The 22,907-nt window shown below is 62.1% G+C and carries 11 protein-coding genes; all 11 read left to right on the top strand.

The features are described 5' to 3' along the window. Window positions 1-18 precede the first annotated feature (18 nt). The 11 genes from CKO40_RS13270 (at window position 19) to CKO40_RS13220 (ending at window position 22,625) form a co-directional block, all read left to right on the top strand. Complete coding sequence (locus tag CKO40_RS13270; RefSeq protein ID WP_200346706.1) at window positions 19-2,532, top strand: beta-ketoacyl synthase N-terminal-like domain-containing protein; 2,514 nt, start codon at window positions 19-21, stop codon at window positions 2,530-2,532. Beyond that, window positions 2,529-5,684: a type I polyketide synthase gene (locus tag CKO40_RS13265; RefSeq protein WP_338074173.1), complete on the top strand. Its 3,156-nt coding sequence runs from the start codon at window positions 2,529-2,531 to the stop codon at window positions 5,682-5,684. The genes CKO40_RS13270 and CKO40_RS13265 overlap by 4 nt, the downstream gene beginning before the upstream one ends. Further along, window positions 5,684-8,338 carry a MupA/Atu3671 family FMN-dependent luciferase-like monooxygenase gene (locus CKO40_RS13260; protein WP_200346704.1) on the top strand — a complete coding sequence of 885 codons (2,655 nt, stop codon included), beginning with the start codon at window positions 5,684-5,686 and terminating at the stop codon, window positions 8,336-8,338. Before CKO40_RS13265 ends, CKO40_RS13260 begins: the two co-directional genes overlap by 1 nt. Next, window positions 8,328-9,824, top strand: coding sequence for an NAD(P)/FAD-dependent oxidoreductase (locus tag CKO40_RS13255; protein WP_200346703.1), 1,497 nt, complete (start codon window positions 8,328-8,330; stop codon window positions 9,822-9,824). The genes CKO40_RS13260 and CKO40_RS13255 overlap by 11 nt, the downstream gene beginning before the upstream one ends. Beyond that, window positions 9,821-11,725, top strand: coding sequence for an AMP-binding protein (locus CKO40_RS13250; RefSeq protein ID WP_200346702.1), 1,905 nt, complete (start codon window positions 9,821-9,823; stop codon window positions 11,723-11,725). The genes CKO40_RS13255 and CKO40_RS13250 overlap by 4 nt, the downstream gene beginning before the upstream one ends. A gap of 482 nt (window positions 11,726-12,207) precedes the next feature. Beyond that, the gene (locus CKO40_RS13245; RefSeq protein WP_200346701.1) at window positions 12,208-12,528 is read left to right on the top strand and encodes a hypothetical protein; all 321 of its coding nucleotides are present in this window, start codon (window positions 12,208-12,210) and stop codon (window positions 12,526-12,528) included. Next, window positions 12,525-13,862 (top strand): chromate efflux transporter, encoded by a 1,338-nt coding sequence (gene chrA / locus CKO40_RS13240; RefSeq protein WP_200346700.1) that lies wholly within the window; start codon window positions 12,525-12,527, stop codon window positions 13,860-13,862. Before CKO40_RS13245 ends, chrA begins: the two co-directional genes overlap by 4 nt. A gap of 50 nt (window positions 13,863-13,912) precedes the next feature. Then, on the top strand, window positions 13,913-14,074 hold the full coding sequence (locus CKO40_RS13235) for a hypothetical protein (protein WP_200346699.1): 162 nt from the start codon (window positions 13,913-13,915) through the stop codon (window positions 14,072-14,074). A 105-nt stretch (window positions 14,075-14,179) separates the two neighbouring features. Next, window positions 14,180-16,321, top strand: a complete 2,142-nt coding sequence (locus CKO40_RS13230) for an FAD-dependent oxidoreductase (RefSeq protein ID WP_200346698.1) — start codon at window positions 14,180-14,182, stop codon at window positions 16,319-16,321. Between the two features lie 227 nt (window positions 16,322-16,548). Next, the gene (locus tag CKO40_RS13225; protein WP_200346697.1) at window positions 16,549-21,705 is read left to right on the top strand and encodes a PAS domain S-box protein; all 5,157 of its coding nucleotides are present in this window, start codon (window positions 16,549-16,551) and stop codon (window positions 21,703-21,705) included. Then, entirely contained in the window at window positions 21,702-22,625 is a 924-nt protein-coding gene (locus tag CKO40_RS13220) for a diguanylate cyclase domain-containing protein (RefSeq protein WP_207173640.1), read from the top strand. Before CKO40_RS13225 ends, CKO40_RS13220 begins: the two co-directional genes overlap by 4 nt. The last annotated feature ends 282 nt before the right edge of the window (window positions 22,626-22,907 follow it).

Below are 22,907 nucleotides of genomic sequence, written 5' to 3'. Positions count from 1 at the left end.
TCGGGGCGGGTACCAATCATGCGCGACAGCTCCAGCGAGATTGCAATTACCGGAATTGGATTGAGGTTTCCGGGAGCAGCCAATCCTGATGAACTTTGGGATTTGCTCATCCAGGGACGCTGTACCACAGGGAGCACACCCTTCGGTCATGGCGGGTTTCTTCCGGATATCGATCGTTTCGATCCTCAATTCTTTGGCATCTCACCTCGCGAGGCGCGCGGAATTGATCCTCAGCATAGGCTCCTGCTTGAGGTTGTCTGGGAAGCACTTGAGGACGGGGCGATGGGACCGGAGAGCCTGCAAGGCTCCGCAACCGGCGTCTACGTCGGGATCTCGACGACGGACTACGGATTAGGACTCTTAGGAAGCGATCCCGCGGCCTTCAGTCCAACTGGCACCGCGCCCTCGATTGCGGCCAACCGAATCTCCTACTGTCTTGACCTGCGTGGACCAAGTCTCGCCGTTGACACGGCCTGTTCATCGTCGCTCGTTGCCCTGCAACTTGCCTGCCAAGGAATTCGCTGCGGCGACATCACGGCTGCACTCGTAGCCGGGGTCAATCTGGTCCTCAACAAGGCACTCACTGAGTCGTTTGCCGCTGCGGGCTTTATTGCCTCTGACGGTCTTTGCAAGGCATTCGATGCGCGAGCGGACGGTTATGTTCGCAGCGAGGGCGCGGCAGCAGTTCTGCTGCGACCGTTGAGCATCGCGCTCACCGAGCGTGAGCCCATCCATGCCGTCATCCTGGGGTCGGCGATCGGCCAGGATGGACGCTCTGCGGGTCTGACGGCGCCCAATCCCCATGCGCAGACCGCAGTGGTTCAAGCCGCCTTGGCAAATGCTGGGCTCACGCCGACCGATATCGATTATGTCGAGTGTCACGGCACCGGGACGCGAATCGGTGATCCGATCGAGATCAAGGCGCTTGGTAAGGCCTTGGAAACAAGCACTCGATCTGAGCCGCTGCCGATCGGTAGCGCTAAGTCGAATCTTGGTCACCTTGAAGCTGCCGCAGGACTAGCAGGTCTGGTCAAGGCCGCTCTGGTTGTTGCACGTCGCCATGTGCCGCCGACCCTGCACATCGAAGCACCGAATCCGCTCATCCCGTTCGAAGCCCTGCGCATCACTCCTGCGCGTGCCGCAATCAAATTTCCTGAAACGGACCCGATGATTGCAGGTGTCAGTTCGTTCGGCTTCGGGGGTACCAATGCCCATGTCATCCTACGTGGCCCAACCGTCGACGAATGCGCCCGTCCACTGTCAGACGATTCGCATCCAGACGCCAACGATGTGCCTTGTCTCCTCTGTCTTCATGCCAGCAGCGATGCATCGCTGCGAGAGATAGCCGGAATCTGGGGTGCATTCATCAGCGAGACCGATGCTCGCTTAGTCGATATTGCCCGGACTTTGAACTTAGGACGCGCGAAGCTCGAGTACAGGAGCGCCATTGTTGCGCGTTCAAGAGAAGAGGCGAGTCTTGCCTTAGAGCAAGTCGCCAAACCAGAACGCAGGTCCTCGATTCGAGGCATCATTGGGCCGGAGAAGGTACGGCTTGGTGAAGATCCAACGGTCATTTTCCGCTTCTTTGGCGAAATGACCGGCATCGCCGCGCAGGATCTCGCATGCCTTACCGGCGGACTCGATGTTCACAGCGAATGGGGGCGATTGCGGGCGTGCCTACCTGGCAACTTGGAGGCCGCTCTCAAGGATGCGCTCACAACTGAGCTGACGCTTTCCAGCATCTGGCTAAGTCTCGGTGTCCGCCCGGCACACCTCATTGTCTCCGAAAAGCTCCACCGATGGGCGCCGCACTTGACCGAGATACTAGGCCTTCCCGCGGATGCAGCAGCACCGACGGACTCCGTAAGCGGCCTTGTTATTGATCTGAGGCTTGGTCCCCATCAGGATGCGAGTGCATTGCGCGCTCAGTTTCTGATGCAGGTCGGCGAACTGCATGTGAAAGGCGTTGGGGTTGACCTCGCCGGCTTGGAGATCGGCCAAGACAGCCGCTTTATTCGAGGGCCCATTCTCGGCTTCAGCCGAATGGGCGCTTCTTTTTGGGCAGGCAGTGCGGGAAGTGATCGCGTTGCAAACGCATCAAGACACCAAGCAACGCAAGGATGTGCCCTTGAAACAAGCGCGGACTGCGACCCGCCCAGGGCAGCCCCTAACGCGTTTGAACGGCTGGAGGCGCTCCTTCGGCAACGGGTTGCCGAATGCCTCGATCTTACTGTCGACGAGATTGATCCGGATCGGAGTTTCTTCGATATGGGCATGGATTCAATGATTGCAGTCGAGCTCCAAGCGCAGCTTGAGCAGGATCTCGCGTGTTCCATCCCCGAAACGGCAGCGATAGAGGGTCCCACCGTTCGTCGTTTGATGACGTTTCTTGCCGAACGTGTTCTGAGGTGGTCCGCACCGATGTCATCCAGCCAAGCACCATCGCAATGTACATCCTCCTCTTCTGAAGTACCAACTGCATCGAAGGATGATCTCGAGAGCATCGAGCAACTCTTGCGTGAACTGCAATGACGACCGCTGGCACAACCTCGAGCATGCCAGATGAGGCTCGCGTCTCCGCAGTACTCGCTGCTGCCCGGAGCAAACTCGAGGAGGTTCACCGCCTGCGTTTTGAGCCAATCGCAATCACTGGTATAGCCTGCCGTTTTCCGGGGCCTCCGGGACTTCGGGGGTTTGATTCGATGCTCCAAGCAGGTGCCCATGCAATCCGTGAGATCCCCGCCGAGCGTATCGATCCATCGGTCCTTCCGAGCCCGCGGTTCGCAGGCCTCCTTGACCTCGAATACGATCGTTTTGATCCGAGGTTTTTCGGCCTTTCCCTCAGAGAGGCGCGAAGAATGGACCCGCAGCAACGCATGCTGCTCGAGCTCGCCTGGGAAGCGCTAGAATCCGCCGCAATCGCTCCAGAGTCTCTCCGCGGCTCGCGCACGGGCGTGTTCCTCGGGATCGGCCAGAACGATCATGCATTGCGTGTCTTCCGAGAGCCGCCAGAGAAGATCGACGTCTATGACGGCACCGGCAATGGATTCGCCTTTGCGGCTGGCCGTATCTCCCATGTCTTCGACCTCCAAGGTCCGAATCTCGCCATTGATACCGCTTGTTCGGCGTCACTGGTCGCGCTCCATCAGGCCATACTCAGTTTACGGAACGGCGAGTCAACCCTCGCGCTGGTTGGGGGGATACAGCGAATCCTGTCCCCCGAGGTGACGGTGTTTCTCCGTAAATCAGGGGCGTTAGCTCCGGATGGCCGGTCCAAGGCATTTGCAGCGACAGCCGATGGCTTCGGCCGCGGTGAGGGTGGTGCGATGATCGTCCTCAAGCGCTTATCGGATGCACAGAAGGATAACGATCGCATCGTCGCCATCGTTCGCGGGACCGCCATCGGTCACGGCGGTGCGTCGGGTGGATTGACCATTCCTAACGGGGACGCGCAAACCGACCTGTTGCGCAGTGCTCTTGCTAACGCCCGTCTCGCCCCTGATGAAATCGACTTCGTCGAGGCGCACGGGACGGGCACACCGCTTGGTGATCCAATCGAGTTGCGCGCGCTTGGCGAGGTGTTTGGAAAAGCACGTGGTCATGCCGGACCTTTAGGCGTTGGCTCGGTTAAAGCCAATATCGGGCACCTCGAGGCAGCAGCGGGGGTGGCAGGGATCATTAAGGTTGTATTGGCTCTCGAAAAGGAGATTTTTCCGCCTCAGCCAGCATTCGGAGCGCCAACACAGCGGGTCGATTGGGAGGCGCTCGGGCTAGAGTTGGTCACTACGCACCGACCATGGCCTCGAGAGAACGCCCGTGACGATGCCCCGCGTTCAACTCGACGCGCCCTTGTCTCGGCCTTTGGGATGGCCGGCTCGAACGCCTGCGCGGTTATCGAAGAGGCGCCCCGGGGAGCCGGGATTAAAGACGCGGACAGGCCAACGGAGGGGAACCATCATGTGATTTGCCTTTCCGCCGGCTCCCGTGAAGCGCTGGAACAGTTGGTCACGGAGACAGTGCGCTACCTCGGCAGTCACCCCGATCTTGATATTCCCGGTCTGGCTCGGACGACCCAGACCGGTCGCTCTCATCTACCCTATCGCGTATCGATCAGCGGGAATACGCTCCCCGACATCATACAGGGCTTGACGACAGCTCCACGGCGACGTGCTGGTGGTCAGCGGCCACGCATCGCTTTTCTCTTCACCGGCCAGGGTAGTCAATATGCCGGAATGGGGTCCGATTTGTTTGCCACTGAGCCGCGCTTTCGGCAAACGCTGGAGCATTGCCAGGATGTCCTTCGCACGACTCATGCGCTGGAAACGCAGGCCTGGGACAGTACCGAGCTCACCGCAGTCATGGATGGTCGATCAGCGGGATTGATCGATCGAACGCTGTGGACACAACCTGCCCTCTATGCCTTGGAGTGCGCGCTGGTTGACCTTCTCGCGGCTTGGGGAGTACGCCCCGACATTGTTGCCGGACACTCCGTTGGTGAGTTCGCGGCAGCCTATGCAGCGGGGCTATTCGAGCTTGAGGCCGGTCTCAGACTCGTCGCTGCTCGCGCGCTTGCGATGGAGCAAACGCATGCGGTCGGTCGTATGATCGATGTCAACACTGATCAGGCGACCGCCATCGCAGCGATCCAAGACTTCGCAAACGAAGTCAGTATCGCGGCCATCAATGGACCACGCCGTTTGGTGCTCTCCGGGGCAAGCGCTGCCATTGACACGCTTGAGCGTCAACTGACCGCTGCCGGGTGCTCGGTGCGATCACTTGTCGTCAGTCATCCTTTCCATTCGCCGTTGATGCAGTCTGCTTGTGGTCCGATCGTCTCGGCCGCCAAGAGAGTCGAACATCGCTCGGCACGCATTGACTTCATCAGCGGAGTCGATGCTGCGCGTACCCGGTCGCTTGAGCCTGACTACTGGGGACGCCAGGCAGTTGCTCCCGTGCGTTTTGCCGGGGTGGTGGATACGCTCCTCGGCGCCGACGTCGATGCAATCATTGAGATCGGGCCCCGCCCTGTTTTGTTGTCATTCGTCCGTGCCTGCGCTCAGGGCCGTCCCCTCCCGCCTCTCCTGGCGGCGATGGATACTCCAGGCGTTGATGACAAAGGGCGCACCTTGTGCCATATGCTCAGTGAGCTGCATGGAGTCGGTGTCGCGATCGATTGGCATCATTACCGATCCACCCGCCCAGCCCGGCCAGTGGAGTTGGTCCACACACCTTATGATCGTCAGTCCTTCAACCTCAGCGAAGAAGAGCGCACACAGGATGTGAATCGACTCCTAGTGCGGGAGTACGTGCTGGATGAGACGCAATTGCGCGGAACCGATGAACATCGGCTCGACGGGAATCCATTTGCGCCAGGCGTCACTTACACCGAGATGGTTCGATCACTGATCCATGACGCTTTCGGATCGGTCGAGCACTGGCTTGAGGATGTCGTCTATCAGGCGATCTTTTTCTTTCCGCCTGAGCGGCGGCGTGCTGTTCGAGTATCGCTTGATCTCGAGGCGAGCGAACCCGTTACCGATGCACGGAGCGGCTTCAAAGCTGCAGGCTTTCGGGTTCACAGCCGCGACGCCGAGGGAGGTGACTGGACATGTCATGCTCAAGGGCGTGTTCGCTTTGAATCGCCGGTCGAACCAAACCCACAAGCCCTGAGCAGGCACGACTGATGGACATTGGCCTGTTTTTCTTTTCGAGTGACGAAGAGGCATCCTCGTTAGGAAAATATGATCTCGTGCTGCACGCGGCTCGTTTTGCCGACAGTCACGGTTTGTCGGCAATTTGGGTGCCAGAACGGCACTTCGCATCGCTCGGTTGTCTCTACCCAAATCCTCTCGTTCTGCTCGCCGCCTGTGCCCGGGAAACGTCACGAATCGCACTCGGTACCGGTAGCCTCGTTCTACCACTGCACGATCCGTTGCGCGTCGCTGAAGAGCTTTCGATGGTCGACAATCTATCCCAAGGACGAGTCCGGCCTGCCTTTGCCTCGGGTTGGACACCAGCGGACTTCTGCTTCTTTCCTGAGCGTTACGCGAAACGCCATGCCTACCTCGAATCGGCGATTCAGTCGGTCCGCCAACTCTGGCGGGGTGAGACGATAGAGCGGACAGCGGGTGACGGTCAACGCGTTGCTGTTCGGATCTTCCCAACGCCCGTCCAACCGCAGCTGCCGGTAGCCGTTACTGCCGCTGGAAATCCGGCGACCTTCGAAATGGCTGGTCGCATTGGCGCGAATCTTCTGACTCACATGCTCGATCAGGACGAGTCTGGTCTGAAGGAGCGAATCGCACTCTACCGCCGAGCTCGGGGTGACGCGGGCCATGACCCGATGGCGGGGCGGGTCACTCTGATGCTGCATACGTTTCTCGGTGCTGATCATGATCAGACTCGTGATGCTGCACGGGCGCCCCTCTGCAATTATCTGCGTGCCAACGCCGGACTGCTGAAAGGGCTTGCCGCGAGTCGCGGTCGAACAGCGAATATCGATGCCTTGCCCGCTTCCGAAGTCGATGCGTTCATCGGCTTCCTCGTCGATCGGTTTGCAGCCGCGCGCGCATTAATCGGTCAGCCTGATCGTCTTATTGGCTTTGTTGAGCGACTCGCGCAGGCCGGTGTCAACGAAATCGCATCCCTGCTGGATTTCGGCCCTTCCACGAGCGAGATCTGCGATCGCTTGAAGTACATCGCCACACTGGCGGAGGCCGTGCGTGAAATCAGGCCGATGCCAGCAGATGTCGCCTACGAACAACCTCGATCGCCGATCGACGCGATTCGAGGGCGCTGCCCAGAAAGACTGGATGGCCAGGGCTTTTACGCATTAGCCGAACGGTTCGGCGCGACGCTTGGTCCTTCCTTCAAGGGCATCCGTGAGGTTTGGCTAGGCACCAATGAGGCGCTGGCGCGCATCGAGGTCCCGCGTGGCTGGAATGAGCGACCGGCGGGCATCCTGCGCGGGCGTTCCATCGCGATCCATAACGCCCTCATGTTGCCGGCTTTACTCTTCGGGCGCGCGCTGCTTGAAGGTCAAGAGGATCAGGCGAGCTTCATGATCTTACCGACGGGGTTTACGTCGCACCGTGAGCTTGCCGAGCTTGGACCCGTGATTTGGGCGCATATGCGCAGAGCGGAAGGCGCAACTCGGCCTACTCAAAACCAGAGACGAACGGTTGCCGGTGATGTCGACATGCTTGCGCCGGATGGGACAATCTTGATCGAGGTCCGCGGTTTCGGTTACGCCGTGCTCGGGGATGTTGATCAGTCACCGAGTGAAACGGCCTCAGCCATCGACGTGTCCGACAGCGTTCCGCCTGCCGCCGTGACGTTCAAGGATGCAAGTGACCTCGAACGCCTTCTGCGGGAACGCGTGGCCAGTGTTATCGGCTTTAGGGCTTCCGAGATCGCTCCAAGCGAGCCACTGCGAAACCTCGGACTCGATTCGATCATGGCGATCGAACTGCGGGGGGTGATCGAACGCGACCTGGGATACAGAGTTTCCATTGTGCGCTTTTTGGAGGGGGTCACGATTCGCGACCTAGCGGCCGAGATTGCGATCAAACCGCCTCAAGCGATCCCGAACTCCCCTGTTGAGGAAGGGCCGCAAGTGGTCTGGTTGCGACAGGCTCACCAAGGCCCTTGTCTCGTCCTGGTTCATGCACTGGATGGGGAGCTTTTCGTCTATGCGCCGCTGCTGGCTCGCCTTCAGGCCGATGTCCCTATCGTCGGCCTGCGCTTAGGAACCACCGTCCCGGAGGCGGTGGTTACGATCTCCGAACTCGCGGCTCACTACATCGAGGCCCTTGATGCTCAAGACCTATCGGGGCCGTATGTGATGGCTGGGTGGTCGCTGGGCGGTGCGCTCGCACAGGAGATGGCTCGTCAGCTTGAGGGTCAGGGCCGTGGCGCGGATGTCGCTTTGGTGATGCTGATCGATGTCTTGGCCAAGGCAGAAGATCACAGTGCTCTCTTCAGTCCAGAGAAGGATCTTAATTCAGCTCAGCAGGTGCTTGATCGTTTGGTTGAACGCGGCGCGTCCCCCGATACGCTCGATCCGCAAAAGGTGCATATCCTTTTCGAGGCCCGTCGCCGTCATCAACCAAACCCCTATCGAGGCAGCATGGTCTTGTTGCGGGCGACCGAGGCGCCGCAGCCCCTGATGCGTGATCCAGGTCTAGGTTGGTCCGCATTATCAGACAGGCTTGAGGTCGTACCCATTCCCGGCGACCACTTTACGATCCTGTCCGAACCCAACATCAGTGTGCTCGCCCAGAGAATCCGGCATTTATTGCATAAACTCGCAACTCCTGGAGCAAAGCATGAACCCTGAACAATTGGACTTGCGCGACGCTATGGAGGGCGTCGATGAGGTCGATGTGGTGATTGTCGGTGGGGGCCCCGCTGGCTCGAGCGTGGCCACTTTTCTCGCCGACCGCGGCTATGACGTCTTGCTGCTCGAGCGCACGAGTTTTCCGCGGTTTCACGTTGGTGAGTCACTGCTCCCGATGAGCCAACCGATCTGGGAGCAATTGGGTGTTGCCGAGAAATTGCAGCACTTCGGGCAGACATTCAAGTATGGTGCCGAATGGCGGGTGGCGCGCCCGGCGCAGGACTCCGAGGCTCCCGGATACGATAAGACCTGTATCCGCTTCCACGTTGTTCCACGCCAGTCGATCGGTCGCCGTATGTACGCCTACCAGGTGGTCCGGAGCGAGTTCGATGAGTTACTCCTCCGACACGCCGAGGAACGCGGCGTAAAGGTTATCGAAAAGGCTTCGGTCACGGAGGTGCTTTTCGAAGACGGGACTGCGAGAGGTGTGCGCTGGTCTTTGCGCGCGAATGAAGCGGACGCGGGCTCGACGTTCCTGACCCGAGCGCGCTTTATCGTTGATGCATCAGGACGCTCCAGTCTCCTGGCAAGGCAGCTCAAACTCCGGTTGCCCGACCCACATGTCCGGACAGCGGCCGTCTTCGGTCACTTCCAAGGAATTGACCGCGAGCGCGGCATCGACAGCGGGAATATCATCCTCCATTTTCTAGAGGGAAGCTGGGTCTGGTTCATCCCCCTTCGCTCGGGTTTGACGAGTGTGGGCCTAGTTGCAAACGACCCTATTCATAGGGAATGGCGTCAGCGCCGGCCGGAGGAAATCCTGCGCACGACGATCATGTCCGATCCCATCATGGCGCCCCTGTTCGAATCTGCCAAAACGGAGGGTCAGGTCCGTGCAATTTTTGATCTTCCATACCACTCGCGTAAGGTAGCAGGTGATGGTTGGATGCTCGTTGGCGACGCAGGGTTCTTCGTCGATCCGCTATTCAGCTCTGGCGTCCACGTTGCGTTCTCAACGTCACAGCGCGCAGCAAACGCAATCGACGAGTGCTTGCGCAAGCGTTCGTTCCAGCCGCTCAAGCATTATGCCCAGTGGAACCGGCGCTATTGGCAACGTGTCTCAGGAACCGTGCGTCGTGTTTACCGGCTTACCCGTTACCGACAGGCGATTTCGTTCTTTGTAGCAGTGACGGGTCGGTATGGAAACCATTGGGATAATTTTTATTTGCGCCGCATCAACGCTTGGGGTCTTGGAGCCTTCGATCGTTTCCGTCTTTGGCTCATCGGTGCCTGGGTTTTCCTTGATGTTCTCTACTTGTTTGGTCGATTAAGGCATCTCCTTCAGGGAGAGACAGGCTGGGAATCTATTCGGACTAAAGCAGCTCCCACCGACCAATCACAAGGCGCTGCGGCGGGAGGTGCGGTACCGGAGGATGCGTTGATAACAAGCATCACGGCCCGATCCGAGATCGATCTGCAGCGATGAACACGTTGGGAGCAGATGCGACGATAATCGATGCGCTCGATCATTGGGCGAGGGTCCAGCCTACTGCTCCAGCGCTTTCATTCCTTGATGAGGCTGATGGTGCAGCGCACGTTTTCAGCCACGCTGATCTGGCTAAGGCTAGTGCGCGCTTTGCGGCTGGATTAAGCCAAATCATTAAGCTCGGCGAAGTTGTTCCTCTTCTTTACCGTCCGGGACCGGACTTTGCCATCGCTTTCCTCGGGACCTTGCGTGCTGGTGCGATTGCCGTTCCGCTTCCGCCACTGAGCCGGGGCATTGGGGCGACTCCAATCTCGCGCTTCCTGATGGACTGCGACGCCCGCATACTGGTCGCCGGGCCAGGATACCTTGACCTGCTGAAATCAGAAAATACGCTGAACGACAGGGTCCAAGTGCTTGACGCTGCAGAACTCAATTGTGACCTCGGATCGAATGAAGTCTCTCCAGGACCAGAGAATATCGCCTTCCTTCAGTATACATCCGGATCGACAGGAACCCCGCGTGGAGTTCGCGTTAAACATCATCATCTTCTTGCCAACCAGCGAATGATCGGGGAGTGGTTGGGTTCTGATGCCCAGTTGACCTGCCTCAGTTGGCTCCCTCACTACCACGATATGGGACTTGTCGGAGGGCTTCTTCATCCTCTCTTTGTGGGAGGACAGGCGCTGCTGATGTCTCCGGCGGCATTTCTCCGTCGCCCTGTCGCTTGGCTGGAAGCGATCGAGCGATACCGGGTCAATATCTCCTTGTCACCCAACTTCGGTCTCGATTACGTGTTGCGTCGCGTCACGCCTGACCAGCGTTCCAGGCTCGACCTATCGGTTCTGAGGGTGCTGCTTTGCGGGTCCGAACCGGTGCGAGCCGGAACGCTCGAGAACTTTGCAGCAGCCTTTTCCGCTGCCGGCTTTCAATCACATTGCTTGACCCCCTGTTATGGCCTGGCAGAAGCGACCCTGTTCGTAGCCGGACACGCAATAGGAGAGCCAATACGCACGATTGTGCTCGATGGACGCTCATTGGTTGGGTGTGGACGCGCAGCAACAGGAACAAGGGTCGCGATCGTTGATCCGGTATCCGGATGTGCTCTTCCAGAAGGAGAGATCGGTGAGATCGAGATCACCGGCGACGCGATCGCTGATGGCTATCACGGCATGCCCCAACACTGCTTTAACAGCCGCTTTCGTACAGGGGATCTGGGCGTTGTCGAACGAGGCGATCTATTCGTCTTAGGGCGAATATCGGACTTGATTATCGTACGCGGTCGAAACATTCACCCTCATGATATCGAAGATACGGTACTGGCTGCAGATTCGGATGTTCGGACTTCTGGCACGGTGGCCTTTGTGTTAGAGGTTGAAGGCGCTGAGGAAATCGTTATCCTCGCCGAGGTTGAACGCCGGATTCGCTCACCGATGCGCGATATCGCGACGCGTATCGCGCGGGCGGTAGCAAGAGATCAGGGTGTTCGCATCGACGAAGTGGCTCTAGTCCGTGCTTCGTCGATCCCTAAGACAACGAGTGGTAAATTACGCCGAAAAGAGGCACGCCGCCGGTACTGCACTGGCGAGATGACGGTACTGCACCGCTACCGTCCCCCGAACTTTGAGGCGGCCGCATTCCCGGAAACGGGGCCGCTGACCCATGACCATATTGGAATCGAAAACTGGCTCATTCACTGCCTGAGCAGGGCGCTACAGATTGATCCTGAGCGGATTGACCGGAGGGTCCCGCTTGCTGACCATGGATTAGACTCGGCTTCAGCGGTTGAGTTGGCTGCTAGATTTCGATCAGAGTTTAAGATTGATGTCGATGAAACGGTCTTTTGGGAACACCCGACTCTGCGTGACCTTGTTGACTATCTTGCAGTGCAGCTGGAGCGATGATGTTTCTCGCCCGGTATCCCGCCCAGTATCCCGCCCGGTATCCCGTCAGTGAACGGATAGCCGAGTGCCTGCGCGCTGCCACCCGGTTGCCAGGTGTCGGCGCCCACGGGCTCGCGCAGATCCAGCAGCCGGTCCGCCACCTCTGTTAGGGGATTGCCGGAAAAGCTCGTACCGAATTGCGCAGGATTTTCGTTTGCCTTCGAGGAGCGTCGCCGGGAGCATAGCCGGGCTATGTGACCGGCGGCGCGACGAAGAAGGCGAGCGAAAAGACCAGCAAGGCTGGTATGAGCTTTTTGACAGAAATCGCCTTAGCTCTTACGCACATTCACCGCCCTATGCTCAAGCTATTTCGCAAGCATGAGCCGAGGCTTTCCCGGGTTGATCACACCGGTGGACGAGTCGGAGCAGGTGGACGAGCGCCGGCCGTAGCTTGTGGAGAGACGAGCCTGCGTGTGCGGCGCGCACGGGGCAGTATAGACGGGATGACGGACGAGGCCGATCGAGCGCGGGTCAGACGACCCGCCGGTGAGGAAGGCGCAGGCGAGCTAGAACGGCAGCACATCGTCAGGATCGAGCAGCTCGAGTTGCGCGTTGCGGCCTGTCTCTTCTGCGAGTTGCGCCGGCATCTGCGCGCCGTATTAGGTTTCGCCCCGCTTCCTGGACACCGGGACCAGCGGCTGCCTCCCGCTGCTCGCCTGGCTGGCGATACTGCATGGGCTGCTAAGGTACGCGTAGCCGATGCCCATCATCTGCTCGATCATGGCCGCATCACCGCCCTGAGCGCCCTGAGCACCTTGAGATGACCGACGAACAGACGCTTGCGACAGTTGAGTCCGGCCGCCCGAGCGAGGTCTTCGTTGCCTTTCTCAAGCTCGGCCTGACCTCGTTTGGCGGTCCGATCGCGCATCTTGGCTATTTCCGCGAAGAGCTGGTCGTGCGTCGGCGCTGGCTGAGCGAGGCGGCCTATGCCGATCTGGTTGCGCTCTGTCAGTTCCTGCCCGGACCAGCGAGTAGCCAGGTTGGCTTCGCGCTGGGCTATCTGCGCGGCGGACTGCGCGGCGCGCTGCTCGCTTGGGCCGCCTTCACCTTGCCCTCGGCGCTGCTGCTGCTGGCCTTCGCGCTCGGCGCCGATGCCGTTGGCGGTGCGCTCGGCCAAGACCTGCTCCAGGGGCTCAAGCTGGTCGCGGTGGCGATCGTCGCGCAGGCGGTCTGGGGCATGGCGCGCAACTTGGCGCCCGACCGCGAGCGGGCCACCATGGCCTTGGCCGCGGTCCTGCTGATCACCTTCGCGCCGAGCGCGCTGGGCCAGATCGCCGCGATCCTAGTCGGAGCATCGGCTGGCCTGCGCTGGTGTCGGCCGTCCTCCGCGTCTGTCAGCCCCGCGCAAGCGCTTACCGTGCCGCTGCCACGCGGCATCGCGGCACTGCTGCTGGGGCTGTTCGCGCTGCTGTTGTTCGGACTGCCGCTGCTGGTCGCGGCCGGCGCCGCGCCTGGCCTTGCGCTGTTCGAGGTCTTCTACCGCGCGGGCGCCCTGGTGTTCGGCGGCGGTCACGTGGTCCTGCCGCTGCTGGAGGCCAGCCTGGTCGAGCCCGGCTGGATCAGTGCCGATGCCTTCCTCAGCGGCTACGGCGCTGCGCAGGCGGTGCCGGGTCCAGTGTTCACGGTCGCCGCCTACCTCGGGGCCATCGCCATGCCCGATGCCGCCACCATGCCGGCTGCCATCGCCATGGCGGATGGTACTATCGCCATACCAGGCGCCAGCACCAGTCCGACGGGTGCCATCGCCGTGCCTGGCGCGAGCGCTGTGCTCGGTGCGGCCATCGCGTTGCTCGGCATCTTTCTGCCCGGGATGCTGTTGCTGATGGGCGTGCTGCCGTTCTGGGGCCGCCTGCGCCAGCATCAGGGGGCGCGTGCGGCCATGGCGGGTGCCAATGCCGCCGTGGTCGGTATCCTGGGTGCGGCGCTCTATCAGCCGCTGTGGACCAGCGCCGTCGGCTCAGGGGCGGACTTCGCCATCGCGCTCAGCGGGTTCGTGCTGCTCACGGCCTGGAAGGCGCCACCCTGGTTGGTGGTGATACTCAGCATGCTGGCAGCGAGCCTGCTTGGCGTCTTCGGCGAAGCCTGGTCAGAGGCCTGAAACGGCGCGTCAATCTTTGGCGGCCGCGAAGATTGACAGAGCGCAACCGCATGATCAGCGGTTGGGTTGAAGGTTGCAAATCGCCATCTGCGGGCGTGGCACGGCTCGATGCCGGTGGCGGCAGATCGTCGGCTAAGGCGATTTCTGTCAAAGCTCATACCGCCTTGCTGGTCTTTTCGCTCGCCTTCTTCGTCGCGCCGCCGGTCACATAGCCCGGCTATGCTCCCGGCGACGCTCCTCGAAGGCAAACGACAATCCTGCGCAATTCGGTACGAGCTTTTCCGGCAATCGCCTAAACGCAAACCCTCGGGACAGCCATGCGACCCACCCTCATCCGAGCGCTCATCCTCATCCTCGTCGCGCTGCTGATCAGCAGCTATTTCTGGCTCGACCTGGGCCAATACCTCAGTTTCGATGAGCTGCGGCAGCGCCGCGACCAGCTGATGGCGTTTACCGAGCAGCATTTCTGGGGCATGCTCGCCGCCTACATGGCCATCTACATCCTGATGGCCGCGCTCTCGCTGCCCGGCGCGGCGATCCTGACGCTGGCCGGCGGCGCGCTGTTCGGGCTGGTGGCTGGAACCATCGCCGTCTCGTTCGCCTCCAGCATCGGCGCGACCCTGGTCTTTCTGGCCGCCCGCTTCCTGTTTCGCGACAGCATCCAGCAGCGCTTCAAGCAGCGCCTGCGCGCGATCAACGCCGGGGTGGAGAAGGACGGTGCCTTCTACCTGCTGGCGCTGAGGCTGGTGCCGGTGTTCCCATTCTGGGTCATCAACCTGGTCATGGCGCTGACCCCGATTCGCGCCTGGACCTATTACTGGGTCAGCCAGGTCGGCATGCTACCGGCCACCCTCGTCTACATTAACGCCGGCACCCAGCTCGGTCAGATCGAATCGACCGGCGACATCCTCTCGCCCGGGCTGATCGGCGCCTTCGCGCTGCTGGGACTGCTGCCGCTGCTCCTGCGCCTGCTGCTGCGCATCCTGCGCAACCGAAAGGTCTACGCCGGGCACCAGAAGCCCAAGTCTTTCGACTACAACCTCATCGTGCTCGGCGCCGGCTCAGCCGGACTCGTGGCGGCCGCTATCGTCGCCACGGTCAAGGCCAAGGTCGCGCTGATCGAGAAGCACAAGATGGGCGGCGATTGTCTGAATACCGGCTGTGTGCCGTCCAAGGCGTTGCTGCGCACCGCGCGGCTCGTGCAGCAGGCGCGCGAGTCAGAGCGCTTCGGCATCAAGTCGATGAGCGCCGAGTTCTCGCTGGCCGATATCATGCAGCGGGTGCGAGACATCATTCGCAAGGTCGAGCCGCATGATTCGCCCGAGCGTTATCGCGCTATGGGCGTGGACGTGATCGAAGGCGAAGGCCGGCTGCTTTCACCCTGGGCGGTGGCGGTCAACGGCGAGACCAAGACCGCGCACAGCATCATCCTGGCCACCGGGGCCGAGCCGCTGGTGCCGCCGATCGACGGCCTGACCGAGATCGACTACCTGACGAGCGACACCGTCTGGGCGCTCGACGCGCTTCCCCGGCGGTTGGCAGTGCTTGGCGGCGGACCGATCGGCGCCGAACTGGCCCAGGCGTTCGCCCGGCTGGGCGCCAAGGTCACGGTCATCGAGATGGCCGAGCGGCTGCTGCCGCGCGAGGACCCGGATGCCAGCGCGCAGCTGATGCAGCGCTTGGAGCACGAGGGCCTGCGTCTGGCCACCGGCCACCAGGCCAAGCGCTTCGAGGCCGTCGGTGACGGCGGCCGGGTCATCTGCGAGCACGGGGGCGAAGAGGTCAGCATCGAGTTCGACCGCGTGCTGATCGCGCTCGGACGCAAGGCGCGTACGCGTGGATTCGGCCTTGAAGAGCTGGGCGTGCGGGTCAGCGACCGCGGCACCCTCGAGACCGATCCCTTCCTGCGCACCAACTTTCCGAACATCCTGGTCTGCGGCGATGTCGCCGGCCCCTACCAATTCACCCATGTCGCCGCGCATCAGGCCTGGTTCGCCTCGATCAATGCCCTGCTCGCGCCGTTCTGGTCGATCCGCGCCGACGACCGCGTGATCCCCTGGGCCACCTTCACCGAGCCCGAGGTCGCCCGGGTGGGCCTGAACGAAACCGAGGCCCAAGCACAGGGCATCGACTATGAGGTCACCCGCTACGGCATCGATGACTTGGATCGCGCGATCACCGACAGCGCCGACGCGGGCTTCGTCAAGGTCCTGACCGCGCCCGGCAAGGATCGCATCCTGGGTGCGACCATCGTCGGCGCGCAGGCCGGCGAGCTGATCGCCGAGCTGATCTTGGCGATGAAGCACGGCTTGGGCCTGAACAAGATCCTGGGCACCATCCATATCTACCCGACCATGAGCGAAGCCAATCGCTTCGCAGCCGGCGAATGGAAGAAGGCGCGCAAGCCCGAGCGACTGTTGCGGCTTGCGGAACGCTTCTTCGCCTGGCGCAGAGGCTAGCCTCGGGCCGCTCAGCGCACCTGTATCCAAGCCGTGCGCCCGAGCTTGGCGCACAGCAGCAGCCAAGGAACCCACCCACCCGCCTGCATCGGCGCCCTCTCGGGCCATTGCCGCAGCCCAGTCTGTGGGAGCAGGGCCTCCTCGCGTCAACCGATCTTGTCTCTGTTCTGGTGGCTCAGAGGCCGGTTTCAGTAAAGTACTCAGCAAAGAAACCCGCCGAGGTCCCCATGCTCTTCCCGACATTACGCAGTATCGCGACCGCGGACGTGGTCACCCTCCCCGCCACGGCCACCCTCGCCGAGACGGTCGCGACGATGAACCGCCATAACATCCGCGACGTTGTGGTCTGCACCGACGCAGGCTACCGCTTGGTGCTCTCGAGCATGCTGCTGTCGGTCCAGATCCAGGGGCTGCCGATGTCGACACCGCTCGCGGCGCTGGAGCTGCCGGAGGCGGCCCTGCTGGACCCGGATGCCTCGACCTTGGACGGGCTCAAGGCGATCCGCAACCACTCCGAGCACATCTGCCTGGTCGACCAGGGCGGCCAACTGCAGGGCATCGTCAGCTACACCGACCTCGCCGGCAGCCTCGACCCGCAGGTGCTGGCCGAGATGCAAAGCCTCGGCGAGCTGCTGCATGGCATCCAACCGCAGGTCGTGCTCGAGAGCATGCCGCTGCAAGAGGTCGTGCAGCGCATGGACCAGAGCCATGTCGATGCCAGCATCATCGTGCGCGAAGGGCGCCCGGTCGGCATCCTGACCCAGCGCGATCTGCTCAAGCTGCTCGTCGCCGAGCCCGATTGGCAAGCGCCGGTGCGCACCGTCATGAGCGCGCCACTGCTGACCCTTGGCGAGGAGACCACCATCGCCGAGGCGCTCGGCTTCTGCCGCTATCATCGCATCAAGCGCGTAGTGGTCGTGGATGCCGAAGGTCACCTCCTCGGCGCGGTCAGCCAACGCGACCTGGTCAGCCTCTACTACAACCGCTGGTTCGTCATCCTGAAGGACCATCAACAGCAGCGTGAAGCGCTCAACCGCGAGCTGCAAGAACAGGAAAAGAAATTCCGCGTCCTGTTCGAGCATTCGCCTGATGCGATGGTCGTGATCGATCCGGCCGACGGCACCACGCTCGAATTCAACCGCCGAGCGCATGAGCAGCTCGGCTACAGTGCCGAGGAATTCGCGCGACTGCGCCTGAGCGACTACGAAGCCAAGGAAACCCCCGAGGAGACCGCCGCTCACATCCAGACGATCATCACCCAGGGCCATGACAGGTTCGAGACCCTGCATCGCCACAAGTATGGCCATCTATTGCCGATCCAGGTCTCGGCTGTCTACATCGAGCTGAATCAACAGCCACGGTTGATGGGGATCCTGCGCGACATCAGCGAGCACAAACAGGCCGAACAGCAGCTCATCGAGAGCCGCGAGCGCCTGCAGCTCGCCGTCGATGCCGCCGAATTCGGCATCTGGGAATATCACCTCGCGCAGGACCGATTGATCTGGGACGCGCGCATGTTCGACCTCTACGGCATCGATCCGGCGCGTTTTCGAGGCCGTTTCCAGGATTGGGCCGAGACCCTTCCAGCGGACTCGCGCCAACAAACCGAGGCCGCCCTCCAAGCGCTGATCGATGACGATCAACATTTCGATATCGAGTTCCAGATCGGGCGCGCCGACGATCGCGTCCCGCGCATGCTCCGCGGCCTCGCCCGCGTCATCCGCGATGAGCAGGGACGCGCCCTGCGGGTCGTCGGCATCAACGAGGACGTCACCGACCGGCTCTTGGCGGCGCAACGGCTCGCCGCCGAGGAAGCCAAGTTTCGCGGCCTGTTCGAGCGCTCACCGGTCGGCATCGCGATGAACGATTTCGCCACCGGCGCCTTCCTCGAGTTCAACGCCGCCCTCATCAAGCCCACCGGCTATAGCGCGGCGGAGTTCCGCCAACTCAATTACTGGGATCTGACGCCCGAGGAATACCTGCCACTCGAGCAGCAGGCCCTCGAGGTGATGCGCGCGACCGGCGTCTATGGCCCCTTCGAGAAGGAATACATCCGCAAGGACGGCAGCCGCTACCCAGTGCTGCTCAAAGGCTTCAAGACCCAGACCCCGGAAGGGCGCGAGGTCATCTGGTCGATCATCCAGGATATCTCTGTGCTCAAGGCCGCACAGCGCGAACTGCAAGATCGTGAGCAGCGCCTGCAACAGCTCGCGGCCCAGAGCCGCACGGTGATCTGGGAGGTCGACGCCGAAGGCTGTTTCACCTATCTCAGCGCTGTCGCCGAGGCCGTTTGGGGCTACACCCCCGCCGAGCTCGTCGGCCGCGCCCACTTCTACGACCTGCACCCGGCGAAGGGGCGCGACGGCTTCAAGGCCAAGACGCTCGATGCCATCGCGCAACGGCAGATGCTCCAGGGCCTTGTCAATCCGATTGTGCGCAAGGATGGCCGGGTCATCTGGGTCAGCACCCATGCCTCGCCCGTCCTCGCCGATGACGGCGCCTTGCTGGGCTACTGGGGCAGCGATCTCGACATCACCGAAGCCAAGCAAGCCAAGGATGCGCTGGAGGCAGAGAAAGAGCGTTTCCAAGGCATCTTCGAGAATACCGGCAGCGGCGTTGCCGTCTTTCGCCCCGTCGACGACGGCGACGATTTCGTCTTCACCGAGTACAATGCCGCCGCCGAGCGCATGGACCATCGTCAACGCCAAGACCTGATCGGCCGCCGCGTGACCGCGTGTTTCCCGGCGGTCGAAGAGATGGGGCTGCTTGCGGTGTTGCGGCAGGTGGCCGGTACCGGCGAGCCGGCCGAGCAGCCGCTCGCCCATTACGACGATGCCAGTCTCAAGGTCTGGCGCGAGAGCACCGTCTTCAGGCTCTCCTCGGGCGAGGTGGTGTCGGTGTACAACGACCTCACCGAGATCAAGCAGGCACAAGAAGCGGCCGAGCGCGCCAACCGGGCCAAGAGCCAATTCCTGGCCAACATGAGCCACGAGATCCGCACGCCGATGAACGCCGTCATCGGCCTCTCGGAGCTGCTGCTGGAAACCCCGCTGAGCGACAAACAGCGCGATTACCTCGGCAAGATCCGCGACTCCTCGCGCATGCTGCTCGGCATCATCAACGACATCCTCGATTACTCCAAGATCGAGGCCGGCAAGCTGGAGCTGGAGTCGCGGCCGTTTCACATCGATGACCTGCTCGATCAGATGCAGACCCTGTTCGCCGCCGCTGCCGAGGCCAAGGGGATCGAGCTGATCTTCCACAGCAATACCCAGGGGCTGCCGGCGCTCGAGGGCGATGCGCTGCGCCTGGCGCAGGTGCTGACCAACCTGCTGAGCAATGCCATCAAGTTCACCGAGCAGGGCCAAGTGGTCTTGGAGCTCCGGGTCCTTCCCGGCCAGGATCACCAGGCCTATCTGCGCGCCGAGGTGCGCGATACCGGCATCGGCATGACCGAGGCGCAACAGCAACGGCTGTTCCAGCCTTTCACCCAGGCCGACTCCTCCACCACCCGCACCCACGGTGGCACCGGCCTCGGCCTGGTGATCAGCCGCCGCCTATTGGAGCAGATGGGCGGTGTGCTGCGGCTGGCATCGCACCCGGGCCAGGGCAGCACCTTCGGCTTCGAGCTGAGCCTGCCGCTGTCCTCGCAGCGCGCGCAGACGTCCCGACACACCGCGGCCACCCCCACCGGCGCCCGCGTGCTCGTGGTCGATGACCACGACACCGCGCGCCAGGTGTTGCGCGAGATGCTCGAGCAGGAAGCATTGCGGGTCGTCGAGGCCGACAGCGGCAAGGCCGCGATCGCCGCCGTCGAGGCCGCCGAACAGCAGGGCCTGCCATTCGATTTCATCCTCGTCGACTGGAAGATGCCCGGCGCGCTCGATGGGATCGCGACCCTGGAGCGGCTGCACGCGCTGCGCGCGCAGGGCGCGTTGACCGACACCCCGATCCCGGCGCTGATCATCAGCGCTTACAGCCAGTCCGGGCTCTGCGAGTATGCCTCGCTCTATAGTGCCTTCCTGAGCAAGCCGGTTACCCGACGCGCGCTGCTCGACGCCATGGCCCAGGCACGGGTCGAGCACGCGCGCAGCCAGTGGGCGCCGGATACGCAGGACGTGGTGGTGCCGGACCTTGCCGAGCGCAGCATCCTATTGGCCGAGGACAACAGCCTGAATCGCGAGGTCGCCACCGCGATGCTGCAAAAGACCGGCGCGCGCATCATCGAGGCGCACAATGGGCGCGAAGCAGTCGACACGCTCGCCGAGCAAGCGGTCGATCTGGTGCTCATGGATCTGCAGATGCCAGTGATGGACGGCTTCGAGGCCAGCCGCCGTATCCGCGCCCAATACCCTGAGCTGCCGATCCTAGCGCTCTCGGCTGCCGTCATGGAAGACGATCGCAAGCGCGCCGAAGCCGCCGGCATGAACGACCACCTCGCCAAGCCGATCGAGAAACAGACCCTATTCCGCCTGCTCGCGGCCTGGCTGCCGGCTCGGCACGCGTCGACGCCGACACCCGCGCCCAACGTCCGAACGGACCTTGCCTTCGCGACCGAGCCCGCAGCCAATGCGCTTCGTCCCACACCTCGCGGAGCCAGCTCCGGAGGCGCGCCTGGACCTGCTGACCCGATCCCTATCCAGCCCAGTTCGGCGGCCTCCGCCGCGACGTTGCCTGCTCGGCTTGAAGGGTTCGACCTACAGCGCGGACTCGCTCGTTTCGATCAGGATGCGGCGCTCTATCTGAGCCTGTTGAACCGCTTCCGGATGCAGCTCGAGGACGACTTCGCCGGGCTCGGCGAACAGCTCGATCAGCCGACATCGGATCAGCCTGCATTGGATCAGCAAGCACCGACCACGGAGACGAAACACCTGATTCATACCCTGAAAGGTCTAGCCAGTCTTCTTGGCGCCGAACGCCTCGCGGCCGCAGCCACCGAGATCGACCGCCTCTGCCATCGCGATGCGCCGATACCGGCGGCCGCGCGGGCGGATCTGGCTCAAGCCCTGAGTCAAGCCCGCACCGGTCTGACCGCGCTGTCGAGCCGAGCCACGAGCAGCGATTCGACCCGGTTGGTCCAGCCTACTGGTCCAAGCGATAGGGGCATTCCCGACCCCGAGCCCGATCCCGAGCAGGTCCGAGACGACGACCCGCAAGCGGCCATCGGGCGTATCGAGCAGATGCGCCAAGCCCTCGAAGCGGGTGAATTGGTAGACGAGGCACGGATCGCCGAGGTCCTCGCCCTGGTCCGGCAGTCATTCGACGATGCGCTGGCGCTGGAGCTGCAAACCCACATCGAGACCTTCGACCATGACCGCGCGCGCGAGCTGCTGAACCAAATCGCCACGCGCGTCGCTGACCGGCAGCACGAGGCATCAGATTGAGAGAACAGCGCCCCACCCTGCTGATCGTCGATGATCAGCCCGCCAACATCCACGCCCTGGCCAAACTGCTCAAGGACGATTATCGGATCATCACCGCCACCAACGCCGCCAAGGCACTGGAGCTGGCCCGGCGCGAGCCGGGGCCGGATCTGATCCTGCTCGACATCCTGATGCCGGACCAGGATGGCTATGCCATCTGCCGCGAGCTCAAGGCCGATGAAGCCATCCACGCCATCCCGGTCATCTTCGTCACCGCGTTGGATCAGGCCCAGGACGAGGCCAAGGGGCTACAGCTCGGCGCCGCCGATTACATCTCCAAGCCGTTCAATCCGACCATCGTGCGCGCGCGGGTCCACAATCAGGTCAGCCTCAAGCTCAAGACCGACCTGCTCGAGCAGATCGCGCTCCAGGACGGCCTGACCGAGATCCCGAACCGGCGCTATTTCGACCGCAAGCTCGCACAGGAATGGAATCGCCAGTCCCGTCATCAGCAACCGCTCTCGCTGCTGATGATCGACATCGATCACTTCAAGCCTTACAACGATCATTATGGGCATGGCGCCGGCGATGACTGTCTGCGCCGGGTTGCGCAGGCCTTGCAGCAGGTGCCGAAGCGTGCCGCGGATCTGGTCGCCCGCTATGGCGGCGAGGAGTTCGTCGCCTTACTACCCGAGACCGACAGCATCGGTGCTCGCCAAGTGGCCGGTCGGATGCAGGAGGCAATCCACGCACTCGCCCTGCCGCATGCGTACTCGCCGGTCGCGGACCGCATTACCATCAGCATCGGTGCAAGTGTTTCTCTGGCGGGACAACCGGCAACGAGCTCCGAAGCTTTGAAGCAGGCCGCTGACCAAGCCCTCTATCAAGCCAAGGAACAGGGACGTAATCGACTCGTATGGGATTCGCCAAACCCCAGCTGAAACGCGTCTGCGAGCTGGGTCATCAAGTCTTCCATTTGTGCTATATTGATCAAGGCGTAGTTGCTCAGGAAGGCGCTGCACCGGCTTTTGTTGCACAAAGAGATTCGACGAGGTGAGAGCCGCATCCTCATTGGTCGGTGCTTGGTATGTTGAATACCTAAGGCGATTTCTGTCAAAGCTCATACCGCCTTGCTGGTCTTTTCGCTCGCCTTCTTCGTCGCGCCGCCGGTCACATAGCCCGGCTATGCTCCCGGCGACGCTCCTCGAAGGCAAACGAAAATC

The organism is Halochromatium glycolicum, from assembly GCF_016584085.1.
Classification (GTDB): Bacteria; Pseudomonadota; Gammaproteobacteria; order Chromatiales; family Chromatiaceae; genus Lamprobacter; species Lamprobacter glycolicus.
Note: the sequence above shows the minus strand (reverse complement) of the source record. Positions and strands in the feature narration are given on the sequence as shown.